10 protein-coding genes are annotated in these 13,070 nt (G+C 55.0%); 1 reads left to right on the forward strand and 9 read right to left on the reverse strand.

The annotated features are described in order from the left end of the window. Positions 1–13: 13 nt before the first annotated feature. From M3087_RS08560 to M3087_RS08600, 9 genes are all read right to left on the reverse strand, one after another. Positions 14–1,810 carry a chloride channel protein gene (locus M3087_RS08560; protein ID WP_249094993.1) on the reverse strand — a complete coding sequence of 599 codons (1,797 nt, stop codon included), beginning with the start codon at positions 1,808–1,810 and terminating at the stop codon, positions 14–16. Between the two features lie 13 nt (positions 1,811–1,823). After that, entirely contained in the window at positions 1,824–2,393 is a 570-nt protein-coding gene (locus M3087_RS08565) for an L-threonylcarbamoyladenylate synthase (RefSeq protein WP_249094994.1), read from the reverse strand. Between the two features lie 196 nt (positions 2,394–2,589). After that, positions 2,590–2,937 (reverse strand): DUF2023 family protein, encoded by a 348-nt coding sequence (locus tag M3087_RS08570; RefSeq protein WP_022384341.1) that lies wholly within the window; start codon positions 2,935–2,937, stop codon positions 2,590–2,592. Positions 2,938–2,999: 62 nt separating this feature from the next. Continuing rightward, a complete protein-coding gene (fldA, locus tag M3087_RS08575) occupies positions 3,000–3,497 on the reverse strand; it encodes a flavodoxin FldA (RefSeq protein ID WP_106625547.1) in 498 nt (165 codons plus the stop codon). Between the two features lie 133 nt (positions 3,498–3,630). Then, entirely contained in the window at positions 3,631–5,196 is a 1,566-nt protein-coding gene (locus M3087_RS08580) for a peptide chain release factor 3 (protein WP_249094995.1), read from the reverse strand. Between the two features lie 89 nt (positions 5,197–5,285). Next, a complete protein-coding gene (locus M3087_RS08585; RefSeq protein ID WP_022384338.1) occupies positions 5,286–5,843 on the reverse strand; it encodes a DUF4924 family protein in 558 nt (185 codons plus the stop codon). Between the two features lie 14 nt (positions 5,844–5,857). Further along, complete coding sequence (locus M3087_RS08590; protein WP_106625549.1) at positions 5,858–6,535, reverse strand: LysE family translocator; 678 nt, start codon at positions 6,533–6,535, stop codon at positions 5,858–5,860. 938 nt (positions 6,536–7,473) lie between these two features. Next, a complete protein-coding gene (locus M3087_RS08595) occupies positions 7,474–8,355 on the reverse strand; it encodes a pirin family protein (protein ID WP_249094996.1) in 882 nt (293 codons plus the stop codon). A gap of 103 nt (positions 8,356–8,458) precedes the next feature. Beyond that, complete coding sequence (locus M3087_RS08600) at positions 8,459–9,052, reverse strand: Crp/Fnr family transcriptional regulator (protein ID WP_249094997.1); 594 nt, start codon at positions 9,050–9,052, stop codon at positions 8,459–8,461. 229 nt (positions 9,053–9,281) lie between these two features. On the opposite strand from M3087_RS08600, the gene purL reads away from it, so the two are divergent. Beyond that, entirely contained in the window at positions 9,282–12,986 is a 3,705-nt protein-coding gene (gene purL / locus M3087_RS08605) for a phosphoribosylformylglycinamidine synthase (RefSeq protein WP_249094998.1), read from the forward strand. The last annotated feature ends 84 nt before the right edge of the window (positions 12,987–13,070 follow it).

Here is a 13,070-nt window from a genome sequence, read left to right on the forward strand (position 1 = left end):
GACGTGACGTCCGTCAGTCTGCCGAGAACTCCACCAGCACCTGACGGTAGCTGTTGAATATCTTCGACTTCGAGATGAAGCCGACGTATTTGCCTTCGGCATCCACCACGGGCAGGTTCCAGGCTTGTGTATTGTCAAACTTGCGCATGACCACGTCCATCGGGTCGGTGAGCAGTACCCGCTCGGGAGGAGATACCATGAACGTCTCCACCTTGAAACGGTGATAAAGCTCCTGCCGGAACATGATGTTGCGTATGTCGTCCAGCAGCACCACACCGAGCAGTCCGCCCTGGCCGTCGACCACGGGGAAGAGGTTGCGGTGTGCCTTCGAGATGACCTGTACCATCTGTCCCAGGTCCATGTCGGGAGTCACTTTCTCGAAGTCGGTCTCCACGACATTCTCCACGTTCATCAAGGTCAGGACCGCCCGGTCCTTGTGGTGGGTCAGCAGGTCACCCTTCTTGGCAAGACGCATCGAATAGATGCTGTGCGGCTCGAAGACGATGATGGTCAGGTAGGCACTGACGGAGACAATCATCAGAGCCAGGAACAGGTCATAGCCCCCGGTCAGCTCGGCAATGAGGAAGATGCCGGTCAGAGGAGCATGCATCACGCCCGACATCAGTCCTGCCATCCCCAGCAGGGCAAAGTTCTTCTCCGGAATGTAGGGACCCAGGTTGAACTGGTTGCAGAAGCGGGCAAAGATGAATCCCGTGATGCACCCCAGGAACAGGCTGGGCGCAAAGATACCGCCACAACCGCCGCCTCCGTTGGTCGCACTCGAAGCGTACACCTTGAAGAGGACGATGAGCAACAGGTAGACCAGCAGCAGGTTGCCGTGCCCGTAGAAGAACGAGTTGTCGAGCACACTGTTCCAGTCTGCCAGCGTGGTCCCGTTGAGCAGCAGGTTGATGGTGGTGTATCCTTCACCGTAAAGCGGCGGAAAGAGGAAGATGAGCACACTCAGCATCACGCCGCCTATGGCAAGCTTGATGTAAGGGTTGGAATACTTGCGGAAAATGTCCTCCATCGAGTCCATCGCACGGGTGAAGTAGAGCGACACCAACCCGCAGGCAATGCCCAGCAGGATGGCGTACGGGATGCGTTCCACCACGAACGGATTGTCGAGGTTGAAACGGAACATGGCTTCCATGCCCGTAGTAATATAGGAGAAGGTGGCTGCCGTCACGCAGGAGATGAGCAACGGGAGGAGCGATGCCATCGTCAGGTCAATCATCAGCACTTCGAGCGTGAAGACCAGTCCGGCAATGGGTGCCTTGAAGATGCCTGCCACGGCTCCGGCAGCACCGCATCCGACCAATAGCATGAGTGTCTTGTGCTCCATCCGGAACATGCGTCCCAGGTTGGAGCCTATCGCCGAACCGGTCAGCACAATAGGCGCCTCGGCACCCACTGACCCGCCAAAGCCGATGGTGATGCTACTGGCTATGACCGACGACCACACGTTGTGCCGCTTGATGCGTCCCTGTCGGCGCGAGATGGCATACAGAATCTTCGTCACGCCATGCCCGATGTCGTCGCGCACGATGTTGCGGACAAAGAGTCCCGTCAGGAAGATGCCCACCACGGGATAGAGCAGGTAGAGCCCGTTCGCCTGTGTGGTATCGAAGTTCTCGGTCAGGAACGCCTCAATCTGATGAATGAGCATCTTCAGTACCCACGCGGCAAGCGCCGTGAAGATGCCCACCAGGAAACTCAGCAGGAGGACGAAACGCTTTTCACTGATGTGCTCCTCGCGCCAACGGATGAGCTGCTGGAGGAGCGAAAGTTGTCTTGTGTCTGTGTTCATCATGCCCCTCCTCTCACTCGCGAATCACTTTCACCACTCCGCCGACACCCAGCTTGATGATGCTGGAGGGCTTGGGATGGCCGGTTTCCTCACGACGGCTCTGCACGATATAGTCCACGGCTTGCTTGATGTCTTCTGAAATGTCGCTGAACACGGCGGCTGCGGGTTGTCCGCTGATGTTGGCGGAAGTCGACACGATGGCTTTCTTGAAACGGAAGCAAAGCTGCTTGGAGAAAGGTTCGTTGGTCACCCGTATGCCGACGCTGCCGTCTTCTGCCAGAAGGTTCGGCGCCAGGTTGCGTGCCCCGTCATAGATGATGGTCACGGGTTTGGTGGACAGCTCGATCAGGTCCCATGCCACAGGAGGCACGTCGCGCACATAAAACTCCACCTTGGCTTCCGAGTCGACCAGTACCAGCATGGCTTTGCTGTCGGCGCGTTGCTTAATGTCATACACTCGCTTCACGGCTTCCGGGTTGGTCGCATCGCAACCGATGCCCCACACCGTATCGGTGGGATAAAGTATCACTCCACCCCGCGCAAGCACTTCGCAGGCTTGCTTGATATCTTCATTTACGTTCATAGGCTAGTTTTTTAACCGGAGGATGCATCAAACTGCTTCGAAGACACCTCTTCATTGAAAACAAGTGTTGCAAAAGTAGAAAGATATTTGTTCACAGCCAACAACCAAGCCCCAAAAACCAAATGAAAAAGAGCGGCACATGCCTTGGATTCGGCTGTACCGCTCTCGCGCCTTCTTCTTTATAGATACCTATCAATTACTTTTTACCTTTCTTTTCACAATAACGGCGGCATTGGCCGCAAATGTCGTAGCCCAGCATGGCTCCCAGGATGAAGTCTTCCTCCGGAGTCAGCTTGTTCAGCGGACGGGAGGTCATGAAGCGGATGGCATTGATGCACTCCGGACGCCCGAAGAAGAGGTTGATGCGTTCACAGTCGATGGGCTGTATGCAGTAGGCAATGTGCTGGTTGTTCAGCCTGTTGACTGCAAAGGCTTCATACTTCCTGTTGGTCGTATAGAGCACCATGTTGCGGACTCCCTTCTTGAACTCGTAGACATGGTTGAGAAACACCTTCAATTCGGCAGGATGGATATCGGTCGGCATCAGGAATAGAGTTTTAGGGGTTGTTTTATCCTTCTTGAAAAGTCAGGCGGAGCGAAACTTCCTCAGACGAGTGTCTTCACCCAACGGTCGATGCGCTCTTCGGTCTTGTCAGGCTCGTTGATTTCATCGAGAGGCAGACCGACGAACTTCCCGTCGACCACGGAAATGGAGGATGAATAGTTGTAGTCGGAGGGGTCTACCCCGTTGCCTACAAAGGTGCAACCGGTATCCTTCAACTCTTCATAGAGCACACCGATGCCGTCGCAGAACGTGTCGCAGTAGGACTCGGAGTCGCCGCAGCCGAAGAGGGCAATCTCCTTGCCTTTCAAGTCGCAGCCCTTCAATACCTTCACGCCGTCATACCAGTCGTCCTGCAACTCGCCGTCGCCCCAGGTTGATGTTCCCAGCACCAACAGGTCACAGGCAGCAACCTGGTCAGCGGTCAGTTTTGCCACGTCGTGTATATCGGCGGCAGCCACACCGAGCTTCTGTCCGATGGTTTCTGCCACTCCTTCTGTCGTTCCGGTTGAGGAACCGTAAAATACGCCAATCTTTTTCATAGTCATTTCATCTTTCGTTGTTTGGATGTTGCAAAGTAAGCGCATCCGACGCAGACATGAAATACCTATTTATAGGGGTTTTACGGTCGGGAGAATACCCACTTCCGGTTAGCCACATGTGAGTACTCCCCTATCAGAACTCGCTGGTAAAGTGGAACTTGATATGTTTGAAATCGTTCTGTGCCATCTGGAGCACATAGCCGCTGTCCGCGAGGAAAACGTCCCGTCCTTCACGGTCTTTCGCCATGAACTGGTACTTGCGCTTCTTGAATGCCTCCAGCTCTTCGGGGTCGTCGCTCTCGATCCAGCATGCCTTGTAGAGGCTGACGGGTTCCCAACGGCACTTGGCGTTGTACTCGTTCTCCAGACGGTACTGGATTACCTCAAACTGGAGCTGCCCCACGGTACCGATCAGCTTGCGTCCGTTGAACTGGTTGATGAAGAGCTGTGCCACGCCTTCGTCCATCAGCTGGTCGATACCCTTGGCAAGCTGCTTCGCCTTCATCGGGTCGGCGTTCTCGATGTACTTGAACATCTCGGGCGAGAAGCTGGGCAAGCCCTTGAAGTGCAGGTTCTCCCCTTCCGTCAGCGTATCGCCGATCTTGAAAGTGCCGTTGTCAGGCAGACCGATGATGTCGCCCGCCCAGGCCTCATCGACCGTGGTCTTGCGTTGCGCCATGAACTGCGTCGGCGAAGAGAAGCGCATGGTCTTCCCGTGACGGACATGCAGGTAGGGCGTGTTGCGGGTGAAGCGTCCGGAACAAATCTTGCAGAACGCCACGCACGAACGGTGGTTGGGGTCGATGTTGGCGGTTATCTTGAAGACGAAACCGGTGAACTTGGGTTCCTCGGGACGCACCTCACGTTCTTCCGCCATGACGGGACGCGGACTGGGGGCTATCTCCACAAAGCAGTCGAGCAGCTCCTGCACACCGAAGTTGTTCAATGCCGAACCGAAGAACACCGGTGCCAGCTCACCCTTCAGGTAGTCGTTCACCTCGAACTCGGGATAGACACCCTCTATCAGTTCCAGGTCTGCACGCAACTTCTCTGCCAGCGGAGCGCCGATGTGCTCGTCCAGCTCCTCGGTATGGATGTCCACCTGCACCTTCTCGGTCACCACCTGTTTCGATGGTTGGAAGAGGTTGAGGTTCTGCTCATAAATGTTGTACACACCCTTGAAGCGTTGTCCCTGGTCGATGGGCCACGAGAGCGGACGCACGGCGATGTGCAGCTCCTCCTCCAGTTCATCGAGCAGGTCAAAGGGGTCCTTACCCTCCCGGTCCATCTTGTTGACGAAGATGATGACCGGCGTGTTGCGCATGCGGCACACCTCCATCAGCTTGCGGGTCTGCGTCTCCACACCCTTGGCGCCGTCGATGACGATGATGACGCTGTCGACCGCCGTCAGGGTGCGGTAGGTGTCCTCGGCAAAGTCCTGGTGACCCGGCGTGTCGAGGATGTTGATTTTATAGTCATGGTAGTCAAACTCCATCACGGATGTCGTCACCGAGATGCCGCGCTGCTTCTCGATGTCCATCCAGTCGGAAGTGGCTGTCTTCTTGATTTTGTTTGATTTCACTGCGCCTGCCACCTGGATTTGTCCACCGAAGAGCAACAGCTTCTCGGTGAGTGAGGTCTTACCGGCATCCGGGTGGGCAATGATGGCAAAGGTTCGTCTTCTTTCTATTTCGTTCATGGGTCTTGAATGTTTTTTTATCGTACTCAGGTTTCGCTGACTCCCGGCTCATCGGCAACGGGGACTTGCTGTTTTCGTATTCCCGTCGCTCATTCGTCAGCCAGCAGTTCGTCCAGTTCTCCGTTCTTCTCCTTTTTATAATAGGCAGCCAGCAGCGCGATGAAACGGCTGATTTCCGCCACGGCCGCCGCCGTCTCACGGCTCACTTCCCGCTTCTGCAACTTCAGGAGCATCACCCCGTAGAGCGCATCGAAGCAGTTCTCTATTTCCGGGACATCCCGACGGTCGCCCCGTGCACGTATCTCGACGATGTAGGGCAGCACGTGGTAGTAGTTCGCCCCGTAGGTTGGTATCTTCGGGGAACGCAGCAACCGCAGGTGCAGGTCGGTGAGCAGGATGATGATGTTCTTGTTGATTTGCAGGTGTCCGCTCTGCGCCACTCCCTCGCGGCGCATCATGTCGATGAGGTCTTCATACCACTGTGTGAGTTCCCGTTTCCGTTCCTCGTCGAGTTCATACGGACGGATGATGCTGTCCTTGATGCGTTCGATGTCAAGCCCGTTGGCACGTATCAAGTCTTCCACCTGCCACATGTAGAGCAGGTATTCTGCGATGTTGGATTCCTTGAGTTGTTTTGCAATGAACATAGTAGTGACGACACTTAATAAAGAGATTTACCCAACAGGGTGCCGAAGAATCCCGCCAGGGAGGCAACGATGACGATGCCGCCGATGACGCGGTTCAGAATCCAGATGCCGCGCAGGTTGAAGCGCGTGCGCACCTTGTTGACAAAATAGGTAATGCTGAACCACCACGTGATGGCTCCGGCAAAGATGGCCAGATAGCCCAGCGTCTGTTCATAGACCGGGATACCGGGCAGGACAAACGAGAATCGGGCGAAGAAGCCTATAAACAGGAATATAATCAGCGGATTGGAGAGGGTGACAAAGAAAGCGGTCACAAAGTTGTGCACCAGCGTCCCTTTGCTGGTCGACACCGGACGGAGGGCATGCACGGGATTGCTGCGGAAGGTGTAGAGCCCGAAAAAGAAAAGCATGATGCTCCCGATGAGTTGCAGGTAGAAGATGTTCGACGGACGTTGCAGGAAGTCATAGATGAACGACATGCCATAGCCTGTCATCAGACTGTACATGATGTCGCTCAATGCTGCTCCCACCCCGGTGACGAAGCCATACCAACGTCCCTTGTTCAGCGTACGCTGGATGCATAGCACTCCTACGGGTCCCAAGGGTGCGGATACGACCACACCGATGATGAACCCTTTGACCAGGAATTCAAGCAACGAGAACTGTTCTAACCAAGCGTAATGTAAATTCATGCTGCAAAGATGCGACTTTTTTGCCAAAGAGGGGACAGGATTTACATTCTTTTTTGAACTCCAACCGGGCATTGGTTCGCGCAAAGGTTCCCTTCCGTTCCACAAGGGCAAGCTTACCGGACATCTTGTCCGGCTCTGCCGGTAAGAGCTAATCCGAAGATGAGCGCACACGGAGAATGGAACTTATACGACCTTTTTGTGCTCCTACGCACAGCCTCCTTATAGCATTTGCAACCTCCTTCTGCACCAACCGACAACAAGGAACGACAAAGCCCAAACAACCGCAATAACACAATGCAAGCAAAACACTCCTTTTGCTTGACAGAATCAGCTAACACACCGTTTCCGGCTAACGCGTACTTTTGAAAAATCGGGCAAAGTAGGCTATTTTAAGAATATTCATGCGAAACAGATTGCATAAACATGTAGAAGACGGGGCTGAAACGAATAATTATACTGCGAAACAATATTGTTTCACTCGTCAAACAATATTGTTTGGGAGGTCAAACACTTGTGTTTCGTGCGGCAAACAATATTGTTTCATCCGTCGAAGTCAACTATTCGGAAGATGAAACGCTTGTTTTGCATTTTTGAAATACAATTTTAGAGTCATTCACTCCTGGTTTGTTCCCGGAGACGTTAAATCTGAAAGTGTGAGAATGCGCCCTACATTTCCCGGTTCTGATTCTTGATGATTCCATTCGGACGTATTTTCTTCCGTTATGAAACAGTATGAATAAATATGGCAGCAAGGTGCATTTTGCAAATTGCCGAAGAAGGGCTGTTTTGGTCACCAGCTTGTATTTTGGTGCGAGGAATGAATTTTCAGAGGGGTTCGTTTGACGTTTTGACAAAATGACAGAAGCGCCGTCCATGCATTCCGAGACTCTGCATGCGGCGCCTCCGCATTTCTGTTACCTAGAGGTGTCCGGAAGTCCTCAGTCTTCCAGGTATCCGAACTTGCCTTGATTGAAGTCATCAAAAGCTTCTTGAATCTGGGCACGGGTATTCATCACGAAAGGTCCGTAGGACACGATGGGTTCGCGGAGAGGCTCGCCGCTCATCACCAGCACGACCGTGTCGTCGGTCACTGCCTCGATGGTGAACGTCTCACCCTCGTTGGCAAACTTCACGAAATGGTCGGTCGGTGCCTTCTGTCCATTCACCAAGGCGGAACCCTGAACCACCAGCAGACCGGTGTTGTAGTTGGAGGGGAAGGAGAAGTCCGCCTTCGCACCCTCCTGCAGACGAGCATTCATCAGCATCACCGGACTGTGGGTATCCGCCGGACCTTTCACTCCGTCATATTCGCCGGCAATCACCTCGACGAAGCTCTTGCCGTCCGCCAACAGCCGACGTCCCATGTCGGCATTCCGGATCGCCTGATAGCGCGGCTCGGACATCTTGTCCTTGGCAGGCAGGTTCACCCACAGCTGCACCATGTGGAAGATGCCGCCCCGCTTGCTCCACTCCGTTTCGTAATACTCCTTGTGGAGCACACCGCGGGCTGCAGTCATCCATTGCACATCTCCGGTCTCAATAATACCTCCGCCACCGACACTGTCGTGGTGCTGCACTTTGCCCTGATAGGCGAGGGTCACCGTCTCAAAACCGCGGTGAGGATGCACACCGACTCCTGCCGGAGTGCGCAAAGCCGGGACACGCATCGGCGCGTTGTAGTCGAGCAGGATGAAGGGGTCCATGTGCTGCATGTCCAGTCCGGGAGCTGCCGGAATAAAGTTATGTACCTTGAAACCATCGCCCACCCAATGGGTCTCCACAGGCGACAAAATCACTTCGATTCGTTTGGTTGTTGTCATAGTCTTAATCTCCTTTCCTTTATTTTCGAGTGCAAAGGTAGGCTGACAGGGGATGCTGTGCATTGATGTAAGTTAAGATTGGGAGACGGAGGGGCAGCGGAGGCTACTTCTTCCACTTCTTCGCCAGGTCTCTCCGCACACGGCTCAGGGCTTCGGGAGTCATGCCCAGATAGGCTGCAATCTGCACTTGGGAGACACGGAGCATGAGTGAAGGGAAACGACGGGTGAAGTCGAGGTAACGCTCTTCGGCGGAAGAGCTGAGCAGCAGCGTCACCCGTCCCTGAAGTTCCTGAATCTGACTGTGCAGCAGGTTACTGTTGAAGTTGCGGAAGGCGGGGAACTCTTCCGACAGACGGTCGATGAGGGGTTGGTCAAGCAGCAGGATGCTGGTCGGTTCGAGCGCCTCCATGAAATAGTCGGACGGACGACCGAAGTGCACGGTCTCGATGTTGGCGGCAAACCAATATTCAGGCGCGAAAAGGAGGATATGTTCCTTCCCCTTCTCGTCGATGGTGTACTGTTTCAGCAGTCCGTGCTCCACAAAGAAACTGTGTTTGCACGTCTCGCCTGCCCGCAAGGCAAACTCCCCCTTCTTCAGCTCCATCCGCCGGCAGGTCTGCGTCAGCCGGGCAACGATGGCGGGGTCGATGTCGATGTTGGATGCCAGGAAGGCATCGAAGGTCTGTAAATCCATCATACACAAAACGGTTGGATGTGGTTCGTAGTTCAGGTTCACTGCACGATGGGACTGCCTGTTGCTCCACACGGCATGCAAACATAGGGAATGTCTGTCTATCTGCCAAGATTACACGCGGAAAAGAGGGAAATCCATATTGCTCACTCACAGATTTTGACTACTTTTGCGCAGGCTTTCCAAAGCCGGCATACAAACGAGCATAATACACTTATCCATAACTCAAAAGTATATGATTCTATTTTTCAGAACATCCACTAACACAGTGATTGCCACGGAAGCCAACCGTGAATTGAGTGCCGAAGACACGCGGAAGCTCTGTTGGCTCTTTGGCGAAGCCACTGTTGAGAAAGAAGAGAACCTGACGGGCTATTTCATCGGTCCCCGCAAGGAAATGATTACCCCATGGAGCACCAACGCCGTGGAAATCACCCAGAACATGGGCCTGACAGGAATCCTCCGCATTGAAGAGTACTTCCCTGTAAAGGACGAACACGCTGACTATGACCCCATGCTCCAGCGCATGTACCACGGACTGACACAGGACGTGTTCACCACCAACATCAAGCCCCAGCCCATCGTCTATATCGACGACCTCGAAGCATACAACGAGAAGGAGGGACTGGCACTCTCGCGTGAGGAGATGGATTACCTGCTGAAAGTAGAAAAAGACCTGGGACGCAAGCTGACCGACTCGGAGGTCTTCGGCTTTGCACAAATCAACTCCGAACACTGCCGTCACAAAATCTTCGGCGGAACATTCATCATCGACGGGAAGGAGATGGAGTCATCGCTCTTCCAGATGATCAAGAAGACCACCGCCGAGAATCCTAACAAGATTATTTCCGCCTACAAGGACAACGTAGCCTTCGCCGAAGGACCGGTCGTGGAGCAATTCGCACCTGCCGACCACTCGACCTCGGACTACTTTGTCATCAAGGATATCAAGACCGTCATCTCCCTGAAGGCCGAGACGCACAACTTCCCCACCACGGTGGAACCGTTCAACGGTGCATCGACGGGTACGGGCGGTGAAATCCGCGACCGTATGGGTGGCGGCAAGGGTTCCTGGCCCATTGCCGGAACGGCTGTCTACATGACCTCCTATCCGCGTACGGAGGAGGGTCGTGCCTGGGAGAAGCTGCTGCCGGTGCGCAAATGGCTCTATCAGACACCCGAACAAATCCTCATCAAGGCTTCCAACGGTGCGTCCGACTTCGGCAACAAGTTCGGTCAGCCGCTCATCTGCGGTTCGGTGCTGACCTTCGAGCATCAGGAGAAGGAGACATTCTACGGCTACGACAAGGTCATCATGCTTGCCGGCGGTGTGGGCTACGGCACCCAGCGCGACTGCCTGAAGGGCAAACCCGAAGCCGGCAACAAGGTGGTGGTCATCGGCGGTGACAACTACCGCATCGGTCTGGGTGGCGGCTCCGTGTCGTCAGTAGACACCGGACGTTACTCGTCGGGTATCGAGCTGAACGCCGTACAGCGTGCCAACGCCGAAATGCAGAAACGTGCCAACAACGTGGTGCGTGCCCTCTGCGAAGAGGATGTGAACCCCATCGTCTCCATCCACGACCACGGCTCGGCAGGCCACGTGAACTGCCTTTCGGAGCTGGTGGAAGAGTGTGGCGGACTGATTGACATGTCGAAGCTCCCCATCGGCGACCATACCCTCTCTGCCAAGGAAATCATTGCCAACGAGAGCCAGGAGCGCATGGGCTTGCTCATCGACGAGAAAGCCATCGAGCATGTGCAGAAGATTGCCGAGCGCGAGCGTGCCCCGATGTACGTTGTCGGCGAGACGACCGGCGACCATCGCTTCGCCTTCCAGCAGGCTGACGGGGTACGTCCCTTCGACCTTGCCGTCGACCAGATGTTCGGTTCCTCCCCGAAGACTTATATGGTGGACAACACCGTGGAGCGTCACTATGAGAATGTGACCTACGATGCGTCCAAACTCAACGAATACCTGCGCAACGTGCTCCAGCTGGAGGCTGTTGCCTGCAAGGACTGGCTCACCAACAAGGTTGACCGTTCGGTGACCGGAAAAGTGGCACGCCAGCAATGTCAGGGCGAACTTCAGTTGCCGCTGAGCGACTGTGGCGTGGTAGCCCTCGACTACCGTGGAGAGAAAGGTATCGCCACGGCCATCGGTCATGCACCCCAAGCTGCCCTGGCTGACCCTGCTGCAGGTTCTGTCCTGTCGGTTGCCGAAGCTCTGACGAACATTGTCTGGGCACCGTTTGCCGACGGCATGGACAGCATCTCGCTCTCAGCCAACTGGATGTGGCCCTGCCGCTCTCAGGAGGGAGAGGATGCCCGTCTCTATACCGCCGTCAAGGCACTCTCGGACTTCTGCTGCGCCCTGCAAATCAACGTACCGACCGGCAAGGACTCGTTGTCCATGACCCAGAAATACCCGAACGGCGACAAGGTCATCAGCCCGGGAACGGTCATCGTATCCGCCGGCGGTGAAGTATCCGACGTGAAGAAGGTGGTATCGCCCGTACTGGTGAACGACAGCAAGACGACCCTCTACCACGTGGACTTCAGCTTCGACAAACTGCGCCTGGGCGGCTCCGCCTTTGCACAGTCACTCTATAAGATAGGCGACGATGTACCCACCGTACAGAACCCCGAATACTTCCGCGATGCCTTCCTCGCCATCCAGGAGCTGGTGAAGAAAGGCCTGATACTTGCCGGCCACGACATCTCTGCCGGAGGTCTCATCACGACCTTGCTGGAGATGTGCTTTGCCAACACCGAAGGCGGCTTGAACATCAGCCTGAACAAAATCAAGGAGGACGACCTCGTGAAGATTCTCTTTGCCGAGAACCCCGGTGTTGTCATCCAGGTGAGTGACAAGCACAAGGATGAGGTGAAGAAGATTCTCGAAGATGCCGGTGTGGGCTACGTGAAGCTGGGCAAACCGACGGACGAGCGCCACATCCTCGTAGAGCACAAGGATGCCACCTACCAGTTCGGCATCGATTACCTGCGCGATGTCTGGTACTACTCCTCCTACCTGCTCGACTGCAAGCAGAGCATGAACGGATGTGCCAAGAAGCGTTTCGAGAACTACAAGCAGCAACCTGTGGAGTTCGTGTTCAACAAGGACTTCACTGGCAAGTTCTCACAATATGGTGTCGACCCCGACCGCCGCACGCCGAGCGGTGTCCGTGCAGCCATCATCCGTGAGAAAGGTACGAACGGCGAACGCGAAATGGCGTATGCCCTCTACCTGGCAGGATTTGATGTGAAGGACGTGACCATGACCGACCTGGTCAGCGGACGTGAGACCCTGGAGGACATCAACATGATCGTGTTCTGCGGCGGCTTCTCCAACTCCGACGTCCTGGGTTCTGCCAAAGGTTGGGCTGGAGCCTTCCTCTTCAACCCGAAGGCGAAGGAAGCCCTCGACAAGTTCTATGCCCGCAAGGACACCCTCTCACTCGGTGTCTGCAACGGCTGCCAGCTGATGATGGAGCTGAACCTCATCAATCCGGAGTTCGAGAAACGCGGAAAGATGCTCCACAACGACTCCCACAAGTTCGAGTCCTCCTTCGTCGGTCTGACCATCCCGATGAACCGGAGCGTGATGTTCGGCTCACTGAGCGGTTGCAAGCTGGGCATCTTCGTGGCTCACGGCGAAGGCAAGTTCTCCCTGCCCTACGATGAAGACAAGTACAATGTGGTGGCAAAATACAGCTATGACGAGTATCCCGGCAACCCGAACGGCTCCGACTATTCCGTAGCCGCCCTGGCAAGTGCAGACGGACGTCACATCGCCATCATGCCCCACCTGGAGCGTGCCTTCTTCCCCTGGCAGAACGCCTGCTACCCGGCTGAGCGCAGAGACAGCGACCAGATCACGCCGTGGTTTGAGGCATTCGTCAATGCCCGCAAGTGGGTGGAAGCACACAAAGCATAAGCTTCTCGTTCCAATTTAGATAACCATGCGGAAGGGCTGTGTCGTGTGGCACAGCCCTTTCCTTTCTGACCTATCCTTATTTTG

Source organism: Mediterranea sp. ET5 (assembly GCF_023337025.1).
Classification (GTDB): Bacteria; Bacteroidota; Bacteroidia; order Bacteroidales; family Bacteroidaceae; genus Phocaeicola_A.